This window comes from Mycobacterium shunyiense (genome assembly GCF_058270075.1).
On sequence record NZ_JBZDPU010000040.1, the window covers coordinates 239350 to 261916 of the forward strand.

Consider the following 22567-nt stretch of genomic DNA (forward strand, 5'->3'; position numbering starts at 1 on the left):
GTTCACAGGAACGGCTGTTCCGGTGGAGGGGTTATTCACAGGAACCGTTGTTCCGGTGATGGATTCGATCAGAACGATTCGGTAGACCGCTGCGCGGTGTGCGCGGGGGTTCTCTTCGGCAGTCTGTTCGATCAACCCGAGGTCGCGGCCACGCTTGATTGCGGACCGCACGGCACGTGTTGTGATACCGCAGGTTTCGGATAGGAGGATCTCGCCAGGGTGGGCGTTGGTGCCGTCGTCGTAGTTGGCGAACGTCTGTAAAGCCACCAGGACGGTCTTCTGCGTCGGCGTGAGGTCGTTGTGGCCAAGTACCCGCCGAACCCATTGCCGGACAAGCTCAGGGCCCATACGGCGGCCAATGGAGGCCACTGTGGCTATGGTCCGGTCGTCGGGATCTCTCACGCCAGATCACCTCCTGCCGTTGGGAATTCGTTCATGCGGTCAGTCCGATCTGTCGCTCACTCGGGATAGTGCGGTCGTAGGGGAGGCGCTCGCCGGGGCATAGGTCGATACCAGCTGAATCCCAATGCGGTGCAATGAGTTCAGAGACGGTTGGGTGGACCAACTGCCAGCACACTGGACATGACTGCACCCGGTGAACGGGATGCCAGCAGTCCGGGCAGCGCGCCGGCAGATTGGTCATTGCTAAGCCACCGCGAACAGTGCGAGTTGACCAACCAGCTCGGAGGGCCCTTCGACCTCAACGAAAAAGGGGCCCTCACGGACCTCGACGAAGCCCAGGGCGCGATCGAGGGTGCGTGCCTCCCACTCTTTGATGCGGCGCAGCTCGCGGTAGTGCTGGTCAATCTCGTCGTCGGTCGGGTGATGCCGGCCGGCCCAGTTCGGGTCGCCCAGATTGGCCTCATGGCATTCGTCCTCGTGCCCGCAGTGGCACCAGTTCCTGTGGAGGTATTCGGTGTTCCAAGCGCGTCGTACTGCACGAAGCTCGTCGGTCATGTCCTGGGGAAGTTCCCGGGCGTATCGGTTGAGCTGCGCGGTGGTGATCGTCACGACAGGTCCGCGATCGGCGCCGTCACCAAATCTGCCAGTGACGATCTTGCCGCGGCCACAGTCGAATCCGTACGCGAGCCATTCCGGGCCACCGGGTAGCCGGCGGCTACTGCCGCCCCATTGGGACTGCATCAGGTGTGCAACCCCGTCAGGTCCGATCAGGCAGTCGCGGATCGCCCAGCCGCCCATGGCCCGCAGCAGCCACCGCTGATCCTCGGTTAGAGCCGGTGGCCGGGCCATCAGGCACCCGCCTGGGGCCCTGGGACCCTGATCTGGGGAAGCTCGGTCATGCCGGGACCCCCTGCATTGCGTCGGCGATGCGCCGGCACCGGTACTCGATTTCGCCGCAGGCCCGCCAGTACTCAAGGGTTGCGACGATGGCGCGTATGTCGCGATCGGCAAGTTCGTCGGTGGTCGTGATCGGCCGCCAGGTGACGTAGGACGCGACCGCGAGACGGGCCGGGCGCTGCTCCTGGCCGCCCACCCCGCCCTCGCGGTACAGAGCGAACAGCCGGCGCACCACGACGCCTGGAGCGTTAGGCGCCATGGCCGGCCCCCTTCAGCCAGAAGATGACGAGGGCGAGCTGCCACGTGTGCAGCAGGGCGAGGTGGTAGCGGACGTTGGGTCCGAGTGAGCGCACCAGGCCGGTCATGCGGCGTCCAGGATGCGCTCGACGGTCTTGTGGTGGACCCCGGTCTGGCGCGCTATGACGCTTGGCGTGCCGCCAGTTTCAGCGTGGGCGGCGAGGACCTGCGCGACCCGCTCGATCTCGATGCGCACGCCGGCCTTCGTCGCGATGCGCTGCGCAGTTTCGAGTTGCGCACCGTCGTGTGCGGGTTGCGCGTCAATGTGCGCGGTGTGCGTTTCGGTGTGCACGGTGTTGTGCACTTCGACATGCACGGGCGCCGTGGCCTGCGCGTCATGGTGCGCAATCGTGTGCAGCTGCGCGGCGCGTAGCGCGTTGGTGAGAGCCAGGATCGCGACGGTGCTGCCAGTCATGCCCAAGTCGATGATCAGCGGGACGATCCATGCGATGGCGGGCCATGTGCCGGCCCAGGTGATCACCAGATCGCGCAGCGCGACGAAGTTGAGCACGAATGCGCCGAGAGCGAGCGCGACGGCGATGGCCAGTGCGCAGCGGTAGGCGGCACCGATGAGGTCGGCTTGCACCAGGGCGTGCGCACCGTAGGTGGCGCACACCTGGATGACCACGATGACCACGGCCAGGACCGAGGCGATCACCGGTGAGGGTGCGTGACCGAGCACGGCATGGGTGACGACACCGGCGATTGACGCGGCGGCTGAACCGATCAGCCAGGCCCAGAAGAAACGCATGGCGCTGGTGCGCCGCTGTTCGATAGTCGACATGCGTGCGGCTCAGGCGGTGAAGTCCGCGAGCGGATCGGCGTCGGGGATGCCGCGCAGACTCAGCGGCTTGCCTTCGGCGAATTCCTCGCGCCACTGCCAGACCCATTCGCCGAGGCTGTCGCCGGCGTCAAACTGGGCGACGAGGTCGCGGGAGGCAATGTCGGCAACCTTGGGGTCGACGCGCTGCAGGACGGCGAGCAGGTAGACGAAGGCGTAGCCGTTGACGCTGGTATTGATCTCGGCCGCCCGGGCGCGCTGGTGGTCAGGGTTGTCCCAGTCGAGGCCCTCCATGTAGTTCTTGGAGTGCCCGATCCACCATTCGAGGTTCTCGCCCAACAGGGTGAAAGCTGGCTCACTCTCGCGGGCTGCAGCCTTGGCGTCGTCGTCGCCGTACAAGCGGACCGGGCGGCGGTAGGCGTCGGCCATCTGCCACTCGCGGATGATCGAACCAGCGGCATCGCGCTTGTCGGGGTGGGCGTAGAGGTGGTTGGTGTCGGTGAAGTTCCAGTCGAATTCGGGGAGTTCGTCGGTGAGCTTCTGCGCCAGCTGGTGGAGGCGGTAGCTGTGCATGTCAGACGTCAGGGCCCGGCCGGTGCCGGTGTGGGTGAGGGTCACCCCACCCCTGAAGTAGACCCGTGCGTCCTCGTCGGTCGCGATGCCAGGGGTAATCACCAAGTGCGGGCAGGCGGTGGGTTCGGCGGGCAGCTCGACAGTGCGGTTCATATTGTGATGCCGGCCGTATCGGACTGTGGTGGTGGTGAATTCGGTCATTGAGAATCTCCTGATGGCTTCGCGGTCAGCGGGTTGGGCGTGATCGCCGTGGTTTCGGGCAGTTGGTGTGATGGCCTTGCTTGACCGGGTGCCAGCCGCAGCCTTCGCAACGGCCGTACCGGCGGCATTCCTCGGTCGTGAACAGCACTCGCGGCGGTTCAGCGGTGGTCGAGGCGGCCGAGGTGGTCACCGGTTGATCTGGCCTCTGGTTTGGCACTTGCCGGCGAGATCGGCGGCCAGGCCCAGGACCATCGAGATGGCCAGGGAAGTGCCGACCATGGTGTCCGTGCCGGTGACCAGCGACATGAGCGCGAAGCCCAGGGCGAAGCCGGCGGCCAGGCCGAGAGCGAGGTGGGCGGTCATCCGAGCGCCCCGCCGCAGCCGCCAGAGCCGGCCACCGGCGGGAACGGTGACGCGTCAGGGATGATGCAGCGCAACGGTTGCCAGGCAGATCCGATGCGGTGCAGGTTGAGCCGGGTCCCATCCGCGAAGGTCTTGCCTTCGCAGTAGCCGCCCCACGCCGAGCTGTTTCCGCCACCAGGGCACCAGGTCGGTGGATTCGGTACGTACGGGTCCAGCTGGACCGGCCGCGGGGCCGGGATGATCGGATCGGCGCCGGCCCGGGCGGCGGCGAACCCAATGCCGGTACCGGCGACCACCGCGAGGGACGCCGCGGCGGCGAGGATTCGGCCGCCGGTGCGCTTGTGCACGGTGATCATGCCGATGCCGCCCACGCAGCCGATGCGCGTAGCGCGCTCTCGTATGCCTCTGCCAGAGCGTCGATCTCGGCGGCCATGGCCGGCGCCGTCGCAATGGGCTCTGGCGCGTTGACCTCGGCCGCGAGGATCTCGTTTGACGTTGACCGTTGAATGTCGACGACCCGCAGGCTTGCGGCGGTCATGTGGTGCCGGCCGCGGCCCCGGCGGAACCCGCCGCGCTGCGCGGTTCTGCCGGCGAACTGCTTTATCGTTATTTCGGACACGGGACCTACCTCCTGTTGTTGATGGCCCGCCCCGGCGCACACCGGGCGCGGGCCGCTTACTTGGTGGTGATGCGGAAATCTGCGAGCAGTTCGTGGGCGACAGCAGCCCAGTCCCCGCCGGCCGCGTGCCACGAGGCGTGGATATGCGCGGTCAGGTCGTCCTCGCGGACAGGTAGATACGGCTCGGCCTCGGCCACCGCGAACTGGGCGGCGCGATCGCGCACGACAGCGACGACCGAATCGGTGAACGAACCGAGGTAGCGCCGGCAGTAGCTATCGACCAGCTCGGCGAGATAGCCGAACAGGGCGGAATCGGGGAGATCCCCCGGGGAGGGCGACAGCGCAGAGGGGGAATCGCCGTCGCTCACATCCCCGGGGGTAGCCGCGTGCTGCAGCCCCTCAGCACGCGACAAGTCGGAATCGGCTACCGGTGTGTCGACATCGTGGCCGAGCCGGAACCGGCCCACCGCGTCAAAGACGTTGCCAACCCAAGTCATCGCCGCCCCCTCCATCGAAGGCCGGCGCGGGCCGCGGTGATGCCGGTCAGAGCGAGCAGTCCGAGCAGGAACAGTGCGTCCGTCATGCCGTGCACCGTCCGTGATGACCGAGCCACCGGTTGAGCGCCGCGTAGTCGTCGATCCCGCTGGTGTCGGGGAACTCGAAGGACTCACCGCACGGGCAGGTGTAGTGGGCGACGGCCCTGGCGAACGCATCGCGGACCAGCTCGGCGTCCGTTGCGCGTCGGCCGGCCTCGTCGAGGGCGCCGAAGAACACGGACGGCCGGGCCCTGTCGCCGGTGAGCTGGTCGATGCTGCGGAATGCCGGCGCAGTCACGCGCTGGCCTCGGTGATGGCAGCTTCAGCGTCTTCGGGCCGAATCCTGTACTGGCCGCCGGGAAGTCGGATCGACTTGATCCGTCCTTCGTTGAGGTACCGCTGAACGGTGCGTAGCGAGACCTTCCATCGCTGGGCAAGATCCGAAGGTGTCAGATAGCCATCAATATGGGATTTGGCCATGCGGCGAAGGTATGGCGATACGCCATAGAATGTCAAGCACGCCACGATCTATTGTCGTTGGTGACGTGATTGGCGTATCTTGACGTCTATGTCCATTGAGTTAGTTGATGCGCCAGACCCTAAAAAGCAGGGCAACGCCGTCATCGGCGAACGTGTTCATACCCTGATGTGGAGAACTGGCCGCACTCAAAAGCAGTTGGCCGCAGTGCTGAACGTTGACCAAGGGTCGATCTCGAATCGACTCAAGGGCAAGACGGCATGGACCGTGGTGGATCTCCTGGCCGCCGCAGCATGGCTTGACGTCCCGGTCACCGACCTCATGCCAGAAGTCGAGCTGACCCCCGGCGATGGCGACGACGGGGGGGCTGCTGGTGCCCCCAGTAGGGCTCGAACCTACGACCTGCGGATTAAAAGTCCGTAGCTCTACCAACTGAGCTATAGGGGCGCGAGAAGACAGGGTACAAGATGACCGAAATTGGTGCTGCGACCACCTGGTTTGAAGATTTGGGCATCCGTACCCTAAGCTATCGAAGCTCCCAACGAACGAGGTTGATGAGTACCCCGGAGAGATTCGGATTAGGCCCCCATCGTCTAGTGGCCTAGGACGCCGCCCTTTCACGGCGGTAGCACGGGTTCGAATCCCGTTGGGGGTACGCAACGCGGAAACGTGGAGCATGCTGGAAAAGTAAGGCCCTGTGGCGCAGTTGGTTAGCGCGCCGCCCTGTCACGGCGGAGGTCGCGGGTTCGAGTCCCGTCAGGGTCGCCATCACGGCGAGGCACTTCGGTCTAAGGCCGACGGCCTTCCGGCCAGGTAGCTCAGTTGGTACGAGCGTCCGCCTGAAAAGCGGAAGGTCGCCGGTTCGATCCCGGCCCTGGCCACTTCAGAGGCGGTTTCCATCTTGGATGGGGACCGCTTTCGTCGTTTATTCGTCGTTAATGCCGACCGCCCTGTCGAGCACATCAGCCACCTCGGTGTGTACCTGCCCGCGACTCATGTAGACGTCCTGGGTCATCGACGGCCGCGCGTGCCCGAGCTGGTCGGCCCCGATCCGTGCTGACATCCCCGCATCGTCGATCAGGGTGGCCACCGTCTTGCGGAAACTGTGGCTGGACACGTCCGGCAGGCCCAGCGCATCACGGACCTCGCGCCACTGCTTGCCGAAGTTGTCCGGGTCCCTCAGCGTGCCCGTCGACGAGGGAAAGATCACGCCGGCCGTGTTCGGTCCGGTCCACTCATCCTTACGTCGGCGCAGCGCGTCCACGGCGAACTGGGGGAGCGGCACTGACCGCTCGTCACCGCCCTTGGTCCTGTCCTGCAACACGAGACCCTGGCCCTTCAGTCGCACCACCGAGCCGGCCGCCGTGAGTACTCGCGCATCGAGATCCACATCGGTCCATCGCAGCGCCAGCAGCTCGGAGCGCCGTAGCCCAGTGGCCGCCAAGATGGTCACGGGGTCGCGCAGGTCTTTGCTCGCGCACACCTCCGATTCAGCGATCGCCGCCAGCAGCGCGCGCACCTGATCCACTGCGAGGGCCGGTGCGCCTTTCGGCTTCCGCTCGGTCTTCTTCTTCCGCCGCGGTGCGATCTCCCGCACTGGGTTCGACCCGATGGCCCCCACCATCACCGCATCGGTAAGGACTGCGTTCAACGCCACCTTGGTATGCCGCTCGCGGGTCGCGCCGTGATCCCTGCGGATGCCCTTCAGGATCTCGTTCAACAGGCCCGGATCCGCCTCACTCACGCGGATGCCCACAAAACGTGGCTTGACCGTGTTCAGTGTCGCTTCGTACGTGTCGATCGACTTGGGCGCGAGATCGCCGTCAGCGCGGCAACGTTCGATGTACCTGTCGAGTAGCTCGCCCAGAAGCGTGGCGCCGGTAATGGTCCCGGTGCCTGGCGGCCGGCGTTCGGCGATGGCATCGAGTAATGCGCCCTCAGCCTTGGCACCGTACTCATCCTCTACCCCGTCCGGCGTAGCCCGCTCCATGCGGCGCGTCACGCCGTCACGGTCCCGATATCGACACCGCGCCACCCAAACGTCCTTGGCGATTTGCGCCCGGGTGATCTTCCCGTGCTGCCCTATCCGCAGCGGAGGCCTACCCGCCATCGCGCGCCTTTCCGCCCACAAGTAAGTCGCCAACCGCGTCTGCTGCCAAATCTGCCAACCAAGCTGGAGGGGTGGGGGGAGCATCGATTTCCTCCACCCAGAAGCGTCCGTTCGGTTCCTCCACAAATGTCAGCGAGGGCAGCCAGTCGGCAAACACTCGTAGGTACGCCTTGCGCTCCGCCTCGATGTACTCGCCTTTCCGATCGTCTTGGTCTTCGGCGGCGTTGAGGTGTGGATACTCCGTCGCGAGAATCGCATCCTGTTCACGTTCCACTCTTGCCCCATCAATGCCGACCGCGGTGTGTGCGACCGCAATTCTCGCGAGACCATCGTCACCAGCGAGGGCTTCAGCAACGAGCTCGAAGAACTGATGCGGAGTTCCATGGACGGTGAATGCAGAACGGCCACTACGGATCTCGCTGGCCAGGGTCAATGCGATCAACCGTTCCTCCGTCGCGGTCGCGGCCCACGCGGCACGATCAGCGTTTATCTTCGCTTCCCGGTATTTCAGGGTGAGGCTCCTGAGCCTGTGGTCGAGGCTGTCTCCCACCGGGTTGAGCCGACTTACATCCACCCCTAGGGCATCGGCAGCGGCGAACGCTTCGGTTGCTTTGAGTGCACGCTTGCCGCCCTCGACTCTCGACAGCACCGTCTGCGTCCACTTGACCCCGCGCGCTTCCAGTAGGGCGATGAAGTCCTCCTGGCGAAGTTCCTTCTGTTTCCGAAGCTCCGCCAACCGCTGACCAACTGCAACGTCTGGCTCATCCATGCCCGCCAGTGTTCCACACGACTCGCCGAATCCGCATATGACGCTTGCGGTTCTCGTTGCGTCCCGTATGGTTGCGGTAACCGCATAAATCATATGCGGTATGCATCGAAGGGAAGGTGGACGGGATGGCTCAGATGCCCTCGTCTGAGGACTACTGGTTGACACGCCCCGAGGTCGGAGAACGGTTGCGCGTGCCTGAGAAGACGCTGGCCCAGTGGGCCAGCCAGAAAAAGGGACCCAAGTACGCGCGTTTCGGCAGGCATTGCCGCTACCGCCTGAGTGACGTAATCGCCTGGGAAAACGAGCAATTCGGCGATGCAGCCTAATGCGGGACTATCCGCAGGAATCGCACCCCGACCTCGGTCTCTGGCCCGAGTCGGACCACACCGAGGACATGAGAACGCCCCCGGCGGCAACCAGGGGCGTTCTGAACGAATCCCAACCCACCCCACTACGAGAGGACTGAATTCAATGACCACGATAGACGCATCACCGCAGTGCCGTCACTGCACCATCGCCACGTCGGCCGGCCGGGACGTGTGCGGCTTCTGCGCGACATACATCCCGCCAGCCACCACATCCCAGCGTCTTGACGTCGCGGTGAACCGAATCGCGCTGCTCCGCCACGACCTCAACGAGGAGTTGCGGAGCCTGCCCGCGGACTCTCCGTTGTTCACGTGCGCAGATCTGGTCATCGGGCTCTGCCATTTGAAGCGGGCCGCTGAAGTGATCGAACGGGCTTCTGCCGCGCTCGAAGCCGATGCCGCGGAGGTGACCCGATGAGTGAGCACGCGAACCTCCACAGCGTCTGGTGCGACCACCGGCCGACCAATGATCCCCATGACGACAACATCCCGTACTGCCTCAAGCAGATTCACGGCGTCAAACTGAACCCGACCGAGAGCGGCGACCACCCGAAGGTCTGGGTGTACGCCACCAGCTCCGCACACCCCGAGGCCCTCGCATCGAGACAACGGGCTACCGACGACCACCGTTTCGAAGGCGTCGAGTTGACCGTCGAACAGCGCGTCGGTGACGACTGGACCGAGCAGACCATGCGCCTGACATCAGACGCCGCACGATCTCTGGCCGCCGCATTGATCAGGGCCGCCGACATTGAACAAGGCCTGACCCGGTGATCAAACAGAAGGACGCGGAGGCCGGCCCGACCGTGGCGGGTATCCCATACGAAGCCAGCGAGATTCGGATTGCGGTGCGCTGCAGCGTATGCGGGCACTGGATGACCGACCTTCGAAGCATCGGCCTCGGCGTGGGGCCGAAGTGTAGAGGTGACCGTGGCTGAGCTCGACGTGATGCTCGGACACGGCTTTTCGGTCGGCCCCCTCGACGGCAAGGTGCCGTTGACCAAGCACGGCGTGCAGGACTTCACCCGCGATGCAGGCGTGATCGCGGGTTGGCGACGACGCTGGCCCGACTGCAACTGGGGAGTCACGCAACTCGGCGTGATCGCCCTCGACGTCGACCCGCGTCACGGCGGCAGCATCAAGGCACTCAAGCTGCGGCCCGAACATGTGACGTTGTGCGTGCAGACCGGCGCAGGTGGATGGCACGTGTACTACCGGGTGTCCGGCCCGGTGCGGGGCAAGGTCCAAGGCGTTCCCGGTATCGACGTGAAGGCCGGCGGCGCCGGGTACCTGGTGGCACCGGGCAGCATCCACCCGGTCACTCAGAAGCCCTACCGCTTGCACCGTGACGCCCCCATCGCAGATTGCCCCGAACACATCTGGGCACTGATCGCACAACCCACGCTCACCGCCCTGAGCGCACCCGCACACACATCAGGTGACCGCTGGGACGGCCTGGTGCGCAGCGTCACTGAGGCACAGGAGGGCAACCGCAACGGCACGTTGTTCTGGGCCGCAGCGCGTGCCGCAGCGGATTCCGCGCCGGCCAGTGTCTACAGCGCGCTCGCAGTAGCCGCCCACGGTATCGGCCTCGGCGCCCACGAAATCCAGCAGACCATCCAGTCCGCTCAACGAAAGGCGGCATCTTGACCGACGACGAAGATCGGCCGCAACTCACCCTGACGCGGCTCTCTGATGTGAAACCTGAACGCCTCGAATGGCTTTGGAGAGGCTGGTTGCCCAAGGGCAAGATCGTCACGCTCGACGGCGATCCCGGCTTAGGGAAGTCCACGGCAGCACTGGATATCGCGGCCACCATCACCACCGGTGGAACGTGGCCGGACGGCACCCGCTGCGAGCACCCCGGTGGCGTGTTGCTGCTGTCAGCCGAGGATGGTCTAGCCGATACCGTCCGGCCCCGGCTTGATGCTGCTGGGGCGGACGTGAGCCGGGTGCACGCGATCGAAGGGAAGTCTTACTTCGACCCGGAGAGCGGCCAGCGGTATCTGCGACCGCTCACGCTGGCCAACGTGACCGACCTCGGTGATGCGATGGCGACCACCGGGGCACGTGGGTTGATCGTCGATGTGCTCATGGCTTTCATGCCCGCCGGAACTGACTCGCATAAGGACCAGGACATCCGACGAGTGCTGTCGGCCCTCGCGGCTGCCGCTGATGCCAACGACTGCACGGTGCTGCTGCTGCGGCACCTGAACAAGGCCAAGGGTGGAGATCCGCTATACCGCGGCGGTGGCAGCATCGGCATCGTCGGCGCTGCCCGGTCCGGCCTCCTGGTCGCCGCCGACCCTGACGACCCGAGCCGCCGGGTTCTGGCATCGGTCAAGAGCAACCTAGGCGTGACGCCGGCATCGTTGGCCTACCGCCTCGTTGACAGCCCCGATCATGGTGTCGCGCGAGTCGAATGGGAAGGTGTCAGCAACCTCGACGCACACAGTCTGCTGTCCACCCCGCGCGACGACGACCCCGACGCCAAGAACTCCAGACGGGACGTAGACGACTGGCTCGGCAAGCTGCTGGCCGACGGCCCGGTCGAGTCGAACACGGTCTATGAGGCGGCCGACGCGGCCGGGTTCTCCAAGGACAAAGCCAAGCGCGCCAAGGGCCGGATGAAGGTCGAAGCGTACCGCGAAACCGGGGATGGTCCATGGCTTTGGCGACTGCCGACCAAGGGTGCAGATGACCAAGGGAGCACCCAGGACTCACAAAACCTTGCTCCCTTGCTCCCTTGCACGTCAGACGGGGTGCATAACGGTGAAATCGACCAAGGGAGCAAGCGTGCAAATGACTGCACCCTTGGTCTTGCTGACCAACCGACCGACCTCATCGAGGAGCCCGTGACGACACCCCGACCAACCATCTGTAAGCGCTGCTACGTCGCCCTGCCCGCAGCGGCCACCAGCCCGCTCTGCGACGAATGTGATGGGGCGCCAGAGCCCGCGGCAGCACCCGCCCACCCCGCTCCACCGCCCACCCTGCACGTCGTCCACGACGGAGGAAGCACCAAGCGAGACGAGGACCTCGCGCCGAACTATTGGCGTCCAGCGCCCAACGGACTGTCGCCCCAGCAAAATCCCAAGGAGACCGCGTGACCGCCGAACCGATGAGCAACCGACAGGTGCGAGCCGCAGCGGTCAGCGCAGCCGCCGCATTCTGCGCACCGTGCGAGACAAGCACACCCGACGACGTGGTGCGCATCGCAGAGCAGTTCGCGGACTACATCGCCACGGGAAAGCCGTTCGAAGACGCGTGGCCCTCATGAGCGCCGACCACCTCACCGCCCTACTCGGCGCCATCGGTGCCGCGCCGGCCCTGCCCGGTGCCCGCTGCCGCGGTAAGGCGCATCTGTTCGACGAGGCCGGCAAGTACGAGGATCCCGAGACCGCCGACCAACGGCACACCCAGGCCCTCGGACTCTGCCGAGGCTGTACCGCACTCGCATCCTGCCAACAGTGGCTCGACACGCTGCCCAGCTCCAAGCGACCGCCCGGTGTGGTCGCCGGCCAGATCCGCAAGCCCAGACAAGCGGGTCGACCACGCAAGGAACCGGCATGACCACCACGGCCAGCAAACACAGTGCCGTGCCCAGCAAACCCTGCCGCGATCCGAGCCGGTCGAACGACCCACAAAACCGCAGGTCACCCCGGGGGCGGGTCGCCATCGAGTAGCGCCCAGGGTCGACCCCTCCACTTCCTATGGCGAATCTCTCTCTACATTTTTTCCACACCACAAACCGCTGAACTGCACAAACGAGACCCTGACCTGACCGCGCATCTGCGCAGAGCGGCTAACCCGACATCCCTCACAGCAAACATTGCAAGGACGCCGACCATGAGTGACAACCAGATCCCGACCCGTGTGCACGAGATCCTGACCGCAGCGGTAGCCGACCTGGACCCCTCCGACCGTGCCGAGCGCATCGCCTGGTGCCACGCCACCGGCCAGCACGGCGTGCGGATGCACCCCAGCGACGATGACGACCTACTCGACTTCCGGTGGGGCGGCCGAACGTTGGCGATGGTTCACCGCGACGTGCTGACCGGCGACGGGCCGATACAGCGCGAGTTCATCGCCGAGAGTCCCGTGCCCGACACGGTGCCCGACGAGTGGACCGACAACAGATAGCCCGGAAACGTCGTGTGGTGGCAGTAGACTCGATGACGACGGTATGCGAGCGTGACCGCTTCGCAGTGGCCCGATCCGAGCAGGGTTGGCCCGCAAGCGAACCGGCAAGCTCCCGTAACCGGATTCTCACGTCGCGCAGCTTGGCGCCCGACACAGCGCAGCCGAGCACCCGGCGACCCCCATTTCTGTTGAGCGGTTCGCCGCAGCCCCTAGCCCAATCTGGGTGGGCTTGCGGTGCACCGCATCCCGAGTACGTGAGGACAACCAACATGTTCATCAATCTGACCCGCGCCCAGGCGGTCACCCGCATGGAAGAAGCGCACACCCGCATGGAGCAGCTCGGCGGCAAGCACCGCATGAGCAAGTCTGATGAGACCGAGTTCGACCAACTCCACGAAGAGTTCGAGGAACTGCGCGACCACATCGATCGCATCGACCGCCGCACCGAGATCGCCAAGGCCGCCACCGGTGGCGGCCGGCTGCGCACCGAACGCGGCAGCATCGGTGAGGACCAGGCCCCGGTGAGCGGCACCCGTGACGCGGCGCTACGCACCGTCGACGCCAAGATCAAGGCCGGCACCCTGGGCACTGGTGGCGCCGAGACCGTCGAACGTCTCGTCGGCAACGGGGAAACCTGGGCTGCCCGCTGGGCCGTCGCAGCCGGCTCAGACGCCTACGAACGGGCCTTCGCCAAGTGGTACACCGGCGGCTCGACCGGGCACCTGCGCTGGACCCCCGAAGAGGCCGACGCCTACCGCCGCGTTGAGGCCCTGCGCGACGAACTGCGCGCCCTCGGTATCGGCGGCTCCGGTAACGGTGGTGACGCGATGGTGCCGCTGAGCCTGGACCCGGCGATCCTGCTGAGCAACAACGGCTCGACCTCCAGCCTGCGTCAGATCGCCCGGGTGGAGACCATCGCCACCGACTCCTGGCACGGTGTCACCTCGGCCGGCGTCACCGCCGAGTGGCGCGACGAATTCGAGGAATCCTCCGACGGCACACCCACACTGGCCGACCCGGTGGTGCCCGTGCACCGCGGTAGCGCGTTCGTCCCGTACTCGTTCGAGGTGGAACAGGACGCCCTCGGGTTCATCTCCGAACTGCAGAAGGTCCTGCTGGATTCGGCGCTGCAGCTCTCCGATGCCGCGTACACCACCGGCTCGGGTACCGGTGAGCCCAAGGGCTTCATCACCAGCCTGGTCGCCTCGGCCGGCACCGTCCCACTCGTCACCCCAGGCACCGCCGAAACCCTGGTGGCCGGCGACGTGTTCAAGGTGCAGAACGCCTTGCCGCCTCGGTTCCAGGCCAATGCTCGGTGGGCCGCAAACCTGGCGATCCTCAACACGCTGCGGCAGTTGGAGACCACCAACGGTGCGTTGCGGTTCCCCAGCCTGCAGGACAACCCGCCCTCACTGCTGGGCCGCATGGTGCACGAGCAGTCCAACATGGACGGCACTTTCGACCCCGCGGCCACCGCCAGTAACTACCTGCTGGCCTACGGCGACTGGTCACAGTTCCTGATCGTCGACCGCATCGGCGCCACCATCGAGCGCGTCGACCATCTGCTCGGCTCCAACCGTCGGCCCAACGGCAGCCGCGGCGCCCTGCTGTGGTGGCGCACCGGCTCGGACGTCCTGATGCCCCAGGCCTTCCGACTGCTCAACATCGCCACCACGGCGTAGGAGACCTCCGTGGCTGGGCTGCTCGGTCGCTCAGGCAGCCCGGTCACGGACGCGGTCCGGCGTCAAACCCGCCTTCCGAACCTTTCTACGGGCAAGGACCACCATGACGGCGATGAGGCCAGAGTGGCACCCTGCGCCGGACCGCACACCACACCCCCCCGGGGGCCGGTCACCGTCGTGACCAGCACCGTTACCTGACCCCGCCCCAGTCAAGTCTCGCAATGTGTACGGAGTCTGGGGATTCTGGCGATATATCGGTAATTCCCCAGACCCGTACAGACGGAGGCTCCTGACTGGGGCGGGGTCAGGTGGCCGGCACCGTTCACGATCGGCACCCACCCCCCGTTGCTACTGCGCCGCGATGAATTCGCGCAGGTCAGGGGCCAATGTCCAGCCCCATTCGGCCTCTGTCTCCCACTTGGTGCCGATCAGACCGATCGGGCACGACGTGTCGCCCAGCAGCTTCACGGTGGCGGCGTCCGGTTGAGATTTCTCGGCGGCCTGCTTGAGCTGTTGGCGTTGTTCATCCGTCCGGGCTGACCACCATTTTTGCAGTGCCGCTTCACCGAATATCCCCATGACCGAGATCATCTGACGCTTATTCGTCACATATACCCGCGACACGCCGAGAACCAACGGAAAGTAGCGAGTTTCGAGAGTGCTCGAATCAGGTTGCGATACAGGGTAGTTGGCAATCAACGCGGCGTGTCGAGAATCGCCGACCTAAAAGCGGAAGGTCGCCGGTTCGATCCCGGCCCTGGCCACTGAGAGAACCCATCGGCGACGGTGGGTTTTTCTGCATTCTGGGGACGTTCCGGCATGAGCGCATATTGGTAGAGCCGCCGCCTATCGACGGGTCCGCAAGGGTGTGCCCGTGGCGGGCAACCAAGTTCCCGGGTCTTCACGTCAGCCGCGGCGCCAGTGCTCGGCTCCACACCTCTCGCGTGGCGATGCCGAGGAGCACCAGGAGGAACACGAGCAGCGGCGGAAGATCGAGCTGACCTCCGCCGAGGAACCCCGCCCGTTCGTAAAGCGCAGTGAGGATGATCGCCGCGCCGATTATCGGAGCGAGCACGGTCCCCGCACCTGACAGCCACCGCCGCCCGAGGACGGCTTCGACGAGCGCCGCGATCACGGTGACGGCCAAGGCGGCCACTGAGACGGTCACGATGATGTTCGCGCTGTAGAACGGGTCGGCCAAGGCCGACGGCGGCTGGTCGGTCAACGGTTCATAGGCGGTCCAGCCGTAGTCGGCTTGGCCCAGGCCGGAGCCGAAAATGGAATCGGCGCTGTAGTCGGCGTAGCGCCGCGGCATCCCGCCGCCCATCGTCAATCCCAGCTCCGACATCAGCCGAGCGACGACGAATATCCACCAGCTCACATGGCCGACGACCCTGGCAACACCCACACGGCGGAGTCTATCTACCCCACAACCGAAGTCGGTGGCGCAGCAAAGAGACGGGCCGTGCCTTCGCGTCACCAGGCAAGCTGCAACGTGAAGAGCGAGAGCAGCGCGAACGGCGCAGAGGCCACGAGCACCAGCACGATCGGGATGATCGCGCGGCCGGTGACCACGGACACCCATGCACCCAGGGCGGCGACGATGCTCCCGACCGCAGCGGCTCGGACACCTGCCACGTCGGCCCCGGGCGGCACGACGCCATTCTCGAACTTCGACGCCATGTTCGTGTCGGAAAGCACGGTGAACGCCAGCACGTATGCGATGACCATCGCCACGATGCCGATCATCGACAGTGCAGGGTTGCGGCGCAGTTCGCGGCTCATGGCACCATCGTTGGCCAAACGGCCCGCGGCCGGATCAGTAGAACTACGTGGACACGTCAGTCGATGAGGCTCACGAGTGCGGGATCGGCGAACAGCGCCGTCGGGATCCCGAGAACCTGGTTGGGGCGGACTCGCAGCACGATCAGGGCACCGGCCGGGCGGACCGAGATGATGTTGCTGCGGCTGATGACCAGAGTGGACGCCGGGGTGTCGATACGGATTCGGGTTTCGTCACCGCCGGCGGCCCATCGCGAACCGGTACGCAGAACTCGCCGGTTCGGGATGTAGGCGCACACCAGACTCACCAAGACTGCGAACGCCGCGTACACCGCAGCTGCCCCCGCGAATATGACGGACCCGACGAGCCACCCGCTGCCGTTGACGACACACACTGCGGCGGCGATCGCCGCGACCACCGTCGTGAATGTCAGCAGCCGTTTCCACAGCGCGGGTTGCCGCAGAATCGAAAGCGTTGCCCGGCGCGCGTCGCCGGGCTGAGCGGTCCACTCCGTGGTGGCCTTGGGGATCTGATCCACGCTGCCGGTCACGCCAGCAGTCTGGCACGGCGCGGGGACACCACCGGGCCGTAGCCTCGATGCATGGAGCACCGGATCTTTGGCACCGCCGTTGCCGCGGTGTACCCGCACTACCTGGCGAAGATGCAGCGCAAGGGCCGTACACAGGCCGAACTCGATGAGGCGATCTGCTGGCTGACCGGGTTCGACGAGACGACTCTGCGGGGCCATCTCGATGACGAGACCTCGTTCTCGGAGTTCTTTGCCGACGCCTCTCTGAACCCGAACGCCTCGCTCATCACCGGCGTCGTGTGCGGGGTGAAGGTTCAGGAGATCGAGGACCCGCTGATGCGAAAGATCCGCTACCTCGACAAGCTCGTTGACGAGCTCGCGCGCGGCAAGCCCATGAACAAGGTGCTGCGCACGGCGTAGTCGGGATCCCCAGGCGGTGAACTACTCCCGCACCCAGATCGCGTAATCCCAGTTTGGGACGATCAGCTCGGCCTGAGGAGCGGTTGCGCTCCCGCCGTTTTTCCGACCGCCGGCAAACCGTCTCCGAGGTGGGGCGTCGAGGAGCTCCCCGCTTCGTAGCTCAGCACCAGCAGCCGCCGAAGGACGAGGTGTGTTCGTCGGTCTCGATCGACTCCTCACGCACCACGGTGCTGCCGCGCTGCGGATCGAAGTGCAGCACCGAGCTCAGGGGGTCGTGCCGGATCCACACCGCCACCGACTGCGGATGCCGCGGGCGGGTCAGGTAGGAGACCAGCTCGATGTCACCGGGCTTCCCGAGGCTGCGGACATCGGACACCGCGGCCCGTATCCGCTGTCCCGACAGATCCGCCGCGGTGAACGCCAGTTCGCCCGCGTGCAGGTCGGCAATCGAGTCCATGTCCTCCACCTCGCCGTCGCGGATCCAGTACAGGTGGAGTTGACCGTCAGCGGCGACGGCCTCGACCGAGATCAGGTTGGAGGTCACGTCCACTCGCCGCATCGGCAAGTCGCCGAGTTGTGCGCGCACCACATCCAGTTCCGCGTCCAGGCGCTGCGACGAGAACAGGTCCTCGCGTGGAACTCCGCCGAACATCTGGCTCATCCGGCCGGGTGCATCAATAGCGACCGCGACCACTGCGGCTACGGCCACGGCAACCGCTACGACGATGGTCACGATGTACTTCACCCGGAGGTTTGGTCGGGGTGCACCCGGTCCGGTGCCCGGCATGCTCATGGGCGGATGTTTCCACAGCCCGGTGGCCCAAGCAGCCGCGGGCCCCAATCCATGTGCCGCAGCGCTCCTCTGCGTGTCCTGCCACCGCGGCCAACGTCGTACCCAACCTCGTACCTTCTCCAGCATGACCGACGGGTTCCTCGAGGAGCTGGGAACTCATGGCGAAGTTCGTTTCGGATTGCCCGCTGCGAACGCGTTGGGGATGCTGCGCTCTGAGTGGGTGATCGTCGGAACCGTTGCAGCCCTTCTCGACTAGCTCTGCTACGGGCTGGGTGTCACCGCTGCGGCACCCACGGCCACGTGCCTTCCCTGAGACGCCAGCGGACGAACGTGATCGCGAACGCGATCACCGAAAACGCCAGCGCCACGATCCAATCCATGCCGAAGGACACCAACGCGAGAAAGATCACGAGCGGCGCGACGACCAGCAGGACGAAGCGGACCACGCGAACACGTCGTTGGCGGACAGCTTCGAAATCTTCGGCCATGTCTGGAACCCTACTGGGGCCGAACCCAGCCGCACCGCACCAATTAGTCGGGAGCCAACGGGTCGAACCGTCTGTGGGCGAGGCCAGGTGTCGTAGGGTCGGTCGCACCGACAGCGCAGGTTGAGCTATGGGGGTGACATGCGAGCGGAACTGAATCCAGCGATCGATGACCGTTGGGCGCCCGCGTTGGCCGAGGCGTACCGAGCACTCGAGGAGGGCCACGCGCCGGCGGAGGTCGCGGCAGGTCTTGCCCCGATGGGTGTTGTCGTCACGCCGGAGTGGCTCGACGGTGCCTTCGGTTCGGTGTCGCCGGTGGAAGCGGCGGTTGATGCGTACGTCGCCGCACACGCCGAGGAGATCGCAGCACTGGATCCGTCACGCGAGGAACTGATCGAGATGGTGCGCGAGATCCTCACCCCGCGCAGCGGGCAAGAGCTGTGGACGGACTGGTGGCTCGCCGTATTCGGGGCCCATGTCCCTCATCCGCAACCGAGTGACCTGATTTTCAACCCGCCCACCGACGTCGTACCAGAGGATTGGTCACCTTCGCGGATCGTCGATGAGGCCCTCGCCTATCGACCGTTCGTGTTCTGATTCCAGCGGACTCAGATCTGCCAGTCGTTGGAGCCGTCGTAGCGGGTGTAGGTGCCGGTCGAGTTCTGAACGATGATGGGATCGCCCGGGCGGACGGTGTCGAAGAACCACTGTGCGTTCGACGGGCTGATGTTGATGCAGCCGTGACTGACGTTGCGCTTGCCTTGATCGGCCACAGACCATGGGGCGCTGTGGACGAAGTCGCCGCTGTCGTCGAACCGGACGGCCAGATCGACGTCCAGCTTGTATCCGTTCGGCGAGTTGACCGGAACACCGTAGGTCGACGAATCCATCACCACCGAGGGCAGCTTCTCCTGAACGTAGAAGGTGCCGTTCGGCGTCTGGTGTCCGCCCGATGCCATGCCCATCGACATCGGGATGGTTTTCTCCACGGCCCCGTTGCGGGTGACGGTCAGTTGGTGGGTGGCGTCGTTGGCCGTGGCCACCAGCGCGTCCCCGATGTTGAAGTTGGACACCGTGCCGCCGGCATCCACGGTGACCGTGGTGTGGGCGGGCCAGAAGCTCAGCGGCCGCCACCGCAGCTGCGTGGGGGTGATCCAGTAGAACTTGCCGGGCACTTCCGGGACCGACGAGATGTGGATGGCGTTTTCGGTGGCACCGGCATCGTCGACGGGGCCTGGGAAGTTGATGATGACCGGCTGGGCCACACCGACGGTCGCGCCGTCGGCCGGCACGAGCCTCGGCGGCTCGAACGGAGCCGGATCTGCCTGCGCGGCACCGGCGCCCAACACCAACGCACAGCCCACCATCGAAGCCGCTCCGGCCGCCCTCAAGGCACCGAAAAGTCTTCCCCTCGTCCAGTCACTCATCGGACCATCGTGTCACGCTGCCCGGGCTGTCCGGTATTTCAGCGCCACACCGACCACCACCGGCGCCGCCGAGGGGCGGCACCCGAGTGCGCGTCGCGTTTGTGACGACACACCTCGCCTGCCGCGGCGACTGCTGTCGGATCGAAACCGGGTGGCACCGGGCCGTCGGCCACCAAAGCCCGGACGAGGGCTTCCTGCCGCCGAGCCAGGCTGTCGCTCATACCCACACCTTTCGTGCACTCGGGGTGATCGACGCGGCCCCTGCGGCCGTGGCGATCGCGTCCAGTTCGTCGAACAGCTCTGCCGCGGGTGGGTACCGCCCGTCACGCTCGAGCATGAACGGGGTGTCCACCCGCTCACGCAGCGCGGTGACCAGGTCCAGCACCTCCGGTGGCGTCCGATCGGTGTGGGTGTCGTGATAGAAGTCGTCACCCTGCCGGCCACCTGCGACGTGGCTGTAGGCGACCCGCTCGACAGGGAGCCGGGCGAGCTCGCGTTGCGGGTCGAGGCCCCGATTCCGGGCATTGGCATAGACATTCGCCACGTCGAGCACCAGTAGCACGTCGGTGCGTTCCACCAGCTCGGTGAGGAATTCCGACTCGCTGAGGTCCGATTCCGGCCACTCCACGAAGGAGGCGATGTTCTCCACCGCCAGTGGTACGGGCAGCTGCGCGGAGGTGCGGGTGATGTTGTGCACCAATGCATCCAGTGCCTCGCGGGTGCGGGGCACCGGCAGTAGGTGCCCCGCCTCGATCCCGCCGACCCGCACGAAGGCGATGTGCTCGCTGACCAATGGGGATCCCAATGCCTCCGCGCAGGCCGCCAATCGACGGATTCGGGCCGCCTGCACCGGTTCCGCACCGCCCAGGGACAGCGCGACCCCGTGTGGGATCACCGGAACCCCGGCGGCCGCGAGCCCGGCGAGCATCGGATCAGGCCGGGCCCGACGGCGCCGTATCGGCACCGTCTCGGCGATCACCTCACAGAAGCCCGGCGTGAGGTCGGCTAGTAGCCCGGCGATCTCGCGGCGCCACCCCAACCCCACGTCGCCCAGTGCCGGCACGGTGCGGGTCGCGGTGGTCATCCGCCGCACCCTCCGCAGCCGCCGCACCCACCACATCCGCTTCCACAACCGCCGCCGCCGTCGCCGCCGCAGGAGGCGCCACAGCCGCCACCGTCAGCGCCGCCGCCGGAGGAGTCCCCGGCCAGTTGCACGGAACTGGAGTAGTCGGAGTCCACCGCCCACAGTGCTCCGGTGCCGAACAATGCCACCGAAAGGGCCACCGCTGCCGGCCCATACGTTTCGTACGCCGGGCGCTCGGCCGGGTTGAGGTAGGCCAGGCGGCCCTGCTCGGCAGCCAACCGCTGCCGGCCGGCGCGCGTCAGCCGTCCCACCGTGAGCAGCCGGGGCAGCACCACGGCGCTGTAGAAGACCGTCGCCAGGATCAGCACCATCAACGGCACCACGTAGCTCGGCTGGTCTTCGGCATGGGTCGCGAGGTACACGCAGTAGCCGATGCCGATTGCCAGCACGAGAAACGACGGTGCCGCGCCCCACCGCATCCGGGTCCGCTCGGACCGGCTGCGGAGCAGACCACGTTCGGCCAGCTTTTCTTCCAGCGCGGCCAGGTCGGCATGGGAATCGGTGAACAGGCCCGGCACGGTGTGCCCCGGATCGGCCGCGACCCGCGCCAGCGTCTGTTCGGTGAACCGGTCGTCCTCCGGGCCGGCGGGTACCGCGCGGTCTACTCGTCCGTCGCCGGTGATCCGTCCACTGGCGCGAAGTCCGGCCAGGGCGGCGACCACCGGCGCGATGTCCGATCGCAGCAGTGCGAGCTCGGTCGGGCTGATCGGTTCCTGGGTTGCCGGTCGCCGCGGGGCAGTGGCGGCCCGCCAGAGCACCGCGAAGACCGCCGCTGCGACCAGTGCGGCCAAATACCATTTCGCATCTGCGTACGGGGCTGACGCGTAAAAATCAAGCACTTCGTGGATCGACATCACAGTCACCTCCTGGTGTTCGGTTCAGACCACCGTGCCGGGGCTGTGCCCGTTACCGGTCACAACTTTCAGTCGGATCGCTGTGGCGCACGGCCCGGCTGAACCAGCCAGCGTGCACGGCGGGGGACAGGAGTTGGTGAGGGCTCATTGGCCGTTGAATGAGGAAAATCCGTTGCGTCAGCGCGTGTTCCGAAGCCCGTGATTTCGGGCGCGGAAGTGCCGGAACACCTGGAAAGTCACAGTAGGCACACTGCGCCTCACGGACCTTATCTGTAACATCGCCCTCAGAGGCATCGATAATCACGCGTGTCGCAATTTTTTCGGGGGTGAACCTGTGCGCCGAGGGTTGGCGGCAACTGTCCTGGCCGTGACGGTGGTGTTCGGCGGGCTGAGCGCGCCCGTCGCCCAGGCAGTCCCGCCGGTGGCCGGCAAGGACTTCACCAAGCCAGCCATCGTCATCCTGGGCTACGGGCTGAAGCCGGACGGGTCGATGCGCGCGATCCTGTATCACCGTGTGCTCACGGGGCTGGCGATCGCGCAGTCGTTCCCGCAGTCGCCTGTCATCGTCACCGGCGGCAACCCGCAGAACGGTCAGACCGAGGCGGCGCAGATGCGCAATCTGCTTCTCATGCTGGGTTTCCCGGCCAACCGGATCATCGTCGAGGACAAGGCCAACAGCACCGTGCAGAACGCGCAGTTCTCGGTGCCGCTGGCCAAGAAGGCCGGGGCCACCGGGATCATCGTGGTGACCTCTTCGACTCATCAGGGCCGTGCGGATCAGAACTTCGCGGACGCCGGCGGCACTGTGCTGGCCACCGTGAGCTTCCCGGACGGAAACCCGTCGGTGAACATCGCGCAGTTCGTGCGGGACGTCCTGAGCCCGATAACGCCGATCGGCTGACCTGCGGGGTTACGC

36 protein-coding genes and 4 tRNA genes are annotated in these 22567 nt (G+C 66.1%); 17 read left to right on the forward strand and 23 right to left on the reverse strand.

Features of this window, described 5'->3' with window-relative positions; genetic code table 11:
• Positions 1 to 645: 645 nt before the first annotated feature.
• From AC4ELH_RS31565 to AC4ELH_RS31615, 11 genes are all read right to left on the reverse strand, one after another.
• Positions 646 to 1251, reverse strand: coding sequence for a hypothetical protein (locus AC4ELH_RS31565; protein ID WP_498888730.1), 606 nt, complete (start codon positions 1249 to 1251; stop codon positions 646 to 648).
• A gap of 46 nt (positions 1252 to 1297) precedes the next feature.
• Positions 1298 to 1558 (reverse strand): hypothetical protein, encoded by a 261-nt coding sequence (locus tag AC4ELH_RS31570; protein WP_498888732.1) that lies wholly within the window; start codon positions 1556 to 1558, stop codon positions 1298 to 1300.
• Positions 1559 to 1660: 102 nt separating this feature from the next.
• Complete coding sequence (locus AC4ELH_RS31575) at positions 1661 to 2380, reverse strand: hypothetical protein (RefSeq protein ID WP_498888734.1); 720 nt, start codon at positions 2378 to 2380, stop codon at positions 1661 to 1663.
• A 9-nt stretch (positions 2381 to 2389) separates the two neighbouring features.
• Positions 2390 to 3151 (reverse strand): hypothetical protein, encoded by a 762-nt coding sequence (locus AC4ELH_RS31580; RefSeq protein ID WP_498888736.1) that lies wholly within the window; start codon positions 3149 to 3151, stop codon positions 2390 to 2392.
• Between the two features lie 186 nt (positions 3152 to 3337).
• On the reverse strand, positions 3338 to 3514 hold the full coding sequence (locus AC4ELH_RS31585) for a hypothetical protein (RefSeq protein ID WP_498888738.1): 177 nt from the start codon (positions 3512 to 3514) through the stop codon (positions 3338 to 3340).
• A complete protein-coding gene (locus tag AC4ELH_RS31590; protein WP_498888740.1) occupies positions 3511 to 3885 on the reverse strand; it encodes a hypothetical protein in 375 nt (124 codons plus the stop codon). Before AC4ELH_RS31590 ends, AC4ELH_RS31585 begins: the two co-directional genes overlap by 4 nt.
• Complete coding sequence (locus AC4ELH_RS31595; protein ID WP_498888742.1) at positions 3867 to 4133, reverse strand: hypothetical protein; 267 nt, start codon at positions 4131 to 4133, stop codon at positions 3867 to 3869. Before AC4ELH_RS31595 ends, AC4ELH_RS31590 begins: the two co-directional genes overlap by 19 nt.
• Positions 4134 to 4189: 56 nt before the next feature.
• Positions 4190 to 4630, reverse strand: coding sequence for a hypothetical protein (locus tag AC4ELH_RS31600; protein WP_498888744.1), 441 nt, complete (start codon positions 4628 to 4630; stop codon positions 4190 to 4192).
• 82 nt (positions 4631 to 4712) lie between these two features.
• Positions 4713 to 4967 carry a hypothetical protein gene (locus tag AC4ELH_RS31605; protein WP_498888746.1) on the reverse strand — a complete coding sequence of 85 codons (255 nt, stop codon included), beginning with the start codon at positions 4965 to 4967 and terminating at the stop codon, positions 4713 to 4715.
• Positions 4964 to 5149: a helix-turn-helix domain-containing protein gene (locus AC4ELH_RS31610; RefSeq protein WP_463742566.1), complete on the reverse strand. Its 186-nt coding sequence runs from the start codon at positions 5147 to 5149 to the stop codon at positions 4964 to 4966. The genes AC4ELH_RS31605 and AC4ELH_RS31610 overlap by 4 nt, the downstream gene beginning before the upstream one ends.
• Before the next feature lie 369 nt (positions 5150 to 5518).
• A tRNA-Lys gene (locus tag AC4ELH_RS31615) sits at positions 5519 to 5594 on the reverse strand.
• A gap of 135 nt (positions 5595 to 5729) precedes the next feature.
• Here AC4ELH_RS31615 and AC4ELH_RS31620 point away from each other — a divergent pair.
• The 3 genes from AC4ELH_RS31620 (at position 5730) to AC4ELH_RS31630 (ending at position 6028) form a co-directional block, all read left to right on the forward strand.
• A tRNA-Glu gene (locus AC4ELH_RS31620) sits at positions 5730 to 5802 on the forward strand.
• 36 nt (positions 5803 to 5838) lie between these two features.
• Positions 5839 to 5915: transfer RNA gene (locus tag AC4ELH_RS31625), tRNA-Asp, on the forward strand.
• Between the two features lie 39 nt (positions 5916 to 5954).
• Positions 5955 to 6028 (forward strand) — tRNA-Phe (locus AC4ELH_RS31630).
• 44 nt (positions 6029 to 6072) lie between these two features.
• Here the strand turns inward: AC4ELH_RS31630 and AC4ELH_RS31635 are convergent.
• Both AC4ELH_RS31635 and AC4ELH_RS31640 read right to left on the reverse strand, forming a co-directional pair.
• A complete protein-coding gene (locus tag AC4ELH_RS31635; RefSeq protein ID WP_498888748.1) occupies positions 6073 to 7149 on the reverse strand; it encodes a tyrosine-type recombinase/integrase in 1077 nt (358 codons plus the stop codon).
• Positions 7150 to 7246: 97 nt separating this feature from the next.
• Positions 7247 to 8026, reverse strand: a complete 780-nt coding sequence (locus AC4ELH_RS31640; RefSeq protein WP_498888750.1) for a helix-turn-helix domain-containing protein — start codon at positions 8024 to 8026, stop codon at positions 7247 to 7249.
• A gap of 134 nt (positions 8027 to 8160) precedes the next feature.
• On the opposite strand from AC4ELH_RS31640, the gene AC4ELH_RS31645 reads away from it, so the two are divergent.
• From AC4ELH_RS31645 to AC4ELH_RS31690, 10 genes are all read left to right on the forward strand, one after another.
• Positions 8161 to 8352 carry a helix-turn-helix transcriptional regulator gene (locus AC4ELH_RS31645; RefSeq protein ID WP_498889509.1) on the forward strand — a complete coding sequence of 64 codons (192 nt, stop codon included), beginning with the start codon at positions 8161 to 8163 and terminating at the stop codon, positions 8350 to 8352.
• A 145-nt stretch (positions 8353 to 8497) separates the two neighbouring features.
• Positions 8498 to 8809 (forward strand): hypothetical protein, encoded by a 312-nt coding sequence (locus AC4ELH_RS31650; RefSeq protein WP_498888752.1) that lies wholly within the window; start codon positions 8498 to 8500, stop codon positions 8807 to 8809.
• On the forward strand, positions 8806 to 9165 hold the full coding sequence (locus AC4ELH_RS31655; protein ID WP_498888754.1) for a hypothetical protein: 360 nt from the start codon (positions 8806 to 8808) through the stop codon (positions 9163 to 9165). The genes AC4ELH_RS31650 and AC4ELH_RS31655 overlap by 4 nt, the downstream gene beginning before the upstream one ends.
• 101 nt (positions 9166 to 9266) lie before the next feature.
• The gene (locus AC4ELH_RS31660) at positions 9267 to 9329 is read left to right on the forward strand and encodes a hypothetical protein (protein ID WP_498889511.1); all 63 of its coding nucleotides are present in this window, start codon (positions 9267 to 9269) and stop codon (positions 9327 to 9329) included.
• Positions 9316 to 10041, forward strand: coding sequence for a bifunctional DNA primase/polymerase (locus AC4ELH_RS31665; RefSeq protein ID WP_498888756.1), 726 nt, complete (start codon positions 9316 to 9318; stop codon positions 10039 to 10041). The genes AC4ELH_RS31660 and AC4ELH_RS31665 overlap by 14 nt, the downstream gene beginning before the upstream one ends.
• A complete protein-coding gene (locus AC4ELH_RS31670) occupies positions 10038 to 11501 on the forward strand; it encodes an AAA family ATPase (RefSeq protein ID WP_498888758.1) in 1464 nt (487 codons plus the stop codon). The genes AC4ELH_RS31665 and AC4ELH_RS31670 overlap by 4 nt, the downstream gene beginning before the upstream one ends.
• Positions 11498 to 11671 (forward strand): hypothetical protein, encoded by a 174-nt coding sequence (locus AC4ELH_RS31675; RefSeq protein WP_498888760.1) that lies wholly within the window; start codon positions 11498 to 11500, stop codon positions 11669 to 11671. The genes AC4ELH_RS31670 and AC4ELH_RS31675 overlap by 4 nt, the downstream gene beginning before the upstream one ends.
• The gene (locus tag AC4ELH_RS31680; protein WP_498888762.1) at positions 11668 to 11964 is read left to right on the forward strand and encodes a hypothetical protein; all 297 of its coding nucleotides are present in this window, start codon (positions 11668 to 11670) and stop codon (positions 11962 to 11964) included. Before AC4ELH_RS31675 ends, AC4ELH_RS31680 begins: the two co-directional genes overlap by 4 nt.
• Before the next feature lie 276 nt (positions 11965 to 12240).
• The gene (locus AC4ELH_RS31685; RefSeq protein WP_498888764.1) at positions 12241 to 12534 is read left to right on the forward strand and encodes a hypothetical protein; all 294 of its coding nucleotides are present in this window, start codon (positions 12241 to 12243) and stop codon (positions 12532 to 12534) included.
• 269 nt (positions 12535 to 12803) lie between these two features.
• Entirely contained in the window at positions 12804 to 14216 is a 1413-nt protein-coding gene (locus tag AC4ELH_RS31690; protein ID WP_498888766.1) for a phage major capsid protein, read from the forward strand.
• 348 nt (positions 14217 to 14564) lie between these two features.
• On the opposite strand, the gene AC4ELH_RS31695 is transcribed toward AC4ELH_RS31690, so the two are convergent.
• The 4 genes from AC4ELH_RS31695 to AC4ELH_RS31710 form a co-directional block, all read right to left on the reverse strand.
• The gene (locus tag AC4ELH_RS31695) at positions 14565 to 14915 is read right to left on the reverse strand and encodes a hypothetical protein (RefSeq protein WP_498888768.1); all 351 of its coding nucleotides are present in this window, start codon (positions 14913 to 14915) and stop codon (positions 14565 to 14567) included.
• Between the two features lie 202 nt (positions 14916 to 15117).
• Positions 15118 to 15624 (reverse strand): hypothetical protein, encoded by a 507-nt coding sequence (locus tag AC4ELH_RS31700; RefSeq protein WP_254358753.1) that lies wholly within the window; start codon positions 15622 to 15624, stop codon positions 15118 to 15120.
• Between the two features lie 68 nt (positions 15625 to 15692).
• A complete protein-coding gene (locus tag AC4ELH_RS31705) occupies positions 15693 to 16001 on the reverse strand; it encodes a hypothetical protein (protein WP_082941761.1) in 309 nt (102 codons plus the stop codon).
• Between the two features lie 56 nt (positions 16002 to 16057).
• A complete protein-coding gene (locus AC4ELH_RS31710; protein WP_064884853.1) occupies positions 16058 to 16549 on the reverse strand; it encodes a hypothetical protein in 492 nt (163 codons plus the stop codon).
• Positions 16550 to 16600: 51 nt separating this feature from the next.
• Here AC4ELH_RS31710 and AC4ELH_RS31715 point away from each other — a divergent pair, with 51 nt between their 5' ends.
• Positions 16601 to 16948: a DUF2200 domain-containing protein gene (locus AC4ELH_RS31715; RefSeq protein WP_064958907.1), complete on the forward strand. Its 348-nt coding sequence runs from the start codon at positions 16601 to 16603 to the stop codon at positions 16946 to 16948.
• A gap of 160 nt (positions 16949 to 17108) precedes the next feature.
• Here AC4ELH_RS31715 and AC4ELH_RS31720 read toward each other — a convergent pair whose 3' ends face one another.
• Complete coding sequence (locus AC4ELH_RS31720) at positions 17109 to 17741, reverse strand: hypothetical protein (RefSeq protein ID WP_498888771.1); 633 nt, start codon at positions 17739 to 17741, stop codon at positions 17109 to 17111.
• A gap of 124 nt (positions 17742 to 17865) precedes the next feature.
• Between AC4ELH_RS31720 and AC4ELH_RS31725 the strand changes: the two genes are divergently transcribed.
• Positions 17866 to 17997 (forward strand): hypothetical protein, encoded by a 132-nt coding sequence (locus AC4ELH_RS31725; RefSeq protein ID WP_498888773.1) that lies wholly within the window; start codon positions 17866 to 17868, stop codon positions 17995 to 17997.
• Between the two features lie 19 nt (positions 17998 to 18016).
• Here the strand turns inward: AC4ELH_RS31725 and AC4ELH_RS31730 are convergent, their stop codons facing one another.
• Positions 18017 to 18229, reverse strand: a complete 213-nt coding sequence (locus AC4ELH_RS31730) for a hypothetical protein (protein WP_498888775.1) — start codon at positions 18227 to 18229, stop codon at positions 18017 to 18019.
• Between the two features lie 138 nt (positions 18230 to 18367).
• Here AC4ELH_RS31730 and AC4ELH_RS31735 point away from each other — a divergent pair, with 138 nt between their 5' ends.
• Positions 18368 to 18823, forward strand: coding sequence for a bacteriocin immunity protein (locus tag AC4ELH_RS31735; protein WP_498888777.1), 456 nt, complete (start codon positions 18368 to 18370; stop codon positions 18821 to 18823).
• An 11-nt stretch (positions 18824 to 18834) separates the two neighbouring features.
• On the opposite strand, the gene AC4ELH_RS31740 is transcribed toward AC4ELH_RS31735, so the two are convergent.
• From AC4ELH_RS31740 to AC4ELH_RS31755, 4 genes are read right to left on the reverse strand one after another with little or no spacing between them, the layout of a single operon-like run.
• Entirely contained in the window at positions 18835 to 19653 is an 819-nt protein-coding gene (locus AC4ELH_RS31740) for a L,D-transpeptidase (protein WP_064884861.1), read from the reverse strand.
• A 38-nt stretch (positions 19654 to 19691) separates the two neighbouring features.
• Positions 19692 to 19874, reverse strand: a complete 183-nt coding sequence (locus AC4ELH_RS31745) for an SCO6045 C-terminal-like domain-containing protein (RefSeq protein ID WP_498888779.1) — start codon at positions 19872 to 19874, stop codon at positions 19692 to 19694.
• Entirely contained in the window at positions 19871 to 20737 is an 867-nt protein-coding gene (locus AC4ELH_RS31750; RefSeq protein ID WP_498888781.1) for an MbnB/TglH/ChrH family RiPP precursor modification enzyme, read from the reverse strand. The genes AC4ELH_RS31745 and AC4ELH_RS31750 overlap by 4 nt, the downstream gene beginning before the upstream one ends.
• Positions 20734 to 21651, reverse strand: coding sequence for a TIGR04222 domain-containing membrane protein (locus AC4ELH_RS31755; RefSeq protein ID WP_498888783.1), 918 nt, complete (start codon positions 21649 to 21651; stop codon positions 20734 to 20736). Before AC4ELH_RS31755 ends, AC4ELH_RS31750 begins: the two co-directional genes overlap by 4 nt.
• Positions 21652 to 21985: 334 nt before the next feature.
• On the opposite strand from AC4ELH_RS31755, the gene AC4ELH_RS31760 reads away from it, so the two are divergent.
• Positions 21986 to 22552: a YdcF family protein gene (locus AC4ELH_RS31760; protein WP_064884867.1), complete on the forward strand. Its 567-nt coding sequence runs from the start codon at positions 21986 to 21988 to the stop codon at positions 22550 to 22552.
• Positions 22553 to 22567 lie beyond the last annotated feature (15 nt).

Bases quoted from the DNA above. Each gene is read 5' to 3' on its own strand.
- AC4ELH_RS31570 (WP_498888732.1), bottom strand. From the start codon at position 1,558: ATGGCGCCTAACGCTCCAGGCGTCGTGGTGCGCCGGCTGTTCGCTCTG.
- AC4ELH_RS31690 (WP_498888766.1), top strand. From the start codon at position 12,804: ATGTTCATCAATCTGACCCGCGCCCAGGCGGTCACCCGCATGGAAGAA.
- AC4ELH_RS31720 (WP_498888771.1), bottom strand. From the start codon at position 17,741: ATGAGCATGCCGGGCACCGGACCGGGTGCACCCCGACCAAACCTCCGG.
- AC4ELH_RS31705 (WP_082941761.1), bottom strand. From the start codon at position 16,001: ATGAGCCGCGAACTGCGCCGCAACCCTGCACTGTCGATGATCGGCATC.
- AC4ELH_RS31565 (WP_498888730.1), bottom strand. From the start codon at position 1,251: ATGGCCCGGCCACCGGCTCTAACCGAGGATCAGCGGTGGCTGCTGCGG.
- AC4ELH_RS31680 (WP_498888762.1), top strand. From the start codon at position 11,668: ATGAGCGCCGACCACCTCACCGCCCTACTCGGCGCCATCGGTGCCGCG.
- AC4ELH_RS31745 (WP_498888779.1), bottom strand. From the start codon at position 19,874: ATGAGCGACAGCCTGGCTCGGCGGCAGGAAGCCCTCGTCCGGGCTTTG.
- AC4ELH_RS31655 (WP_498888754.1), top strand. From the start codon at position 8,806: ATGAGTGAGCACGCGAACCTCCACAGCGTCTGGTGCGACCACCGGCCG.
- AC4ELH_RS31715 (WP_064958907.1), top strand. From the start codon at position 16,601: ATGGAGCACCGGATCTTTGGCACCGCCGTTGCCGCGGTGTACCCGCAC.
- AC4ELH_RS31610 (WP_463742566.1), bottom strand. From the start codon at position 5,149: ATGGCCAAATCCCATATTGATGGCTATCTGACACCTTCGGATCTTGCC.
- AC4ELH_RS31740 (WP_064884861.1), bottom strand. From the start codon at position 19,653: ATGAGTGACTGGACGAGGGGAAGACTTTTCGGTGCCTTGAGGGCGGCC.
- AC4ELH_RS31645 (WP_498889509.1), top strand. From the start codon at position 8,161: ATGCCCTCGTCTGAGGACTACTGGTTGACACGCCCCGAGGTCGGAGAA.
- AC4ELH_RS31730 (WP_498888775.1), bottom strand. From the start codon at position 18,229: ATGGCCGAAGATTTCGAAGCTGTCCGCCAACGACGTGTTCGCGTGGTC.
- AC4ELH_RS31750 (WP_498888781.1), bottom strand. From the start codon at position 20,737: ATGACCACCGCGACCCGCACCGTGCCGGCACTGGGCGACGTGGGGTTG.
- AC4ELH_RS31725 (WP_498888773.1), top strand. From the start codon at position 17,866: ATGACCGACGGGTTCCTCGAGGAGCTGGGAACTCATGGCGAAGTTCGT.
- AC4ELH_RS31640 (WP_498888750.1), bottom strand. From the start codon at position 8,026: ATGGATGAGCCAGACGTTGCAGTTGGTCAGCGGTTGGCGGAGCTTCGG.
- AC4ELH_RS31685 (WP_498888764.1), top strand. From the start codon at position 12,241: ATGAGTGACAACCAGATCCCGACCCGTGTGCACGAGATCCTGACCGCA.
- AC4ELH_RS31580 (WP_498888736.1), bottom strand. From the start codon at position 3,151: ATGACCGAATTCACCACCACCACAGTCCGATACGGCCGGCATCACAAT.
- AC4ELH_RS31600 (WP_498888744.1), bottom strand. From the start codon at position 4,630: ATGACTTGGGTTGGCAACGTCTTTGACGCGGTGGGCCGGTTCCGGCTC.
- AC4ELH_RS31575 (WP_498888734.1), bottom strand. From the start codon at position 2,380: ATGTCGACTATCGAACAGCGGCGCACCAGCGCCATGCGTTTCTTCTGG.
- AC4ELH_RS31755 (WP_498888783.1), bottom strand. From the start codon at position 21,651: ATGTCGATCCACGAAGTGCTTGATTTTTACGCGTCAGCCCCGTACGCA.
- AC4ELH_RS31650 (WP_498888752.1), top strand. From the start codon at position 8,498: ATGACCACGATAGACGCATCACCGCAGTGCCGTCACTGCACCATCGCC.
- AC4ELH_RS31585 (WP_498888738.1), bottom strand. From the start codon at position 3,514: ATGACCGCCCACCTCGCTCTCGGCCTGGCCGCCGGCTTCGCCCTGGGC.
- AC4ELH_RS31735 (WP_498888777.1), top strand. From the start codon at position 18,368: ATGCGAGCGGAACTGAATCCAGCGATCGATGACCGTTGGGCGCCCGCG.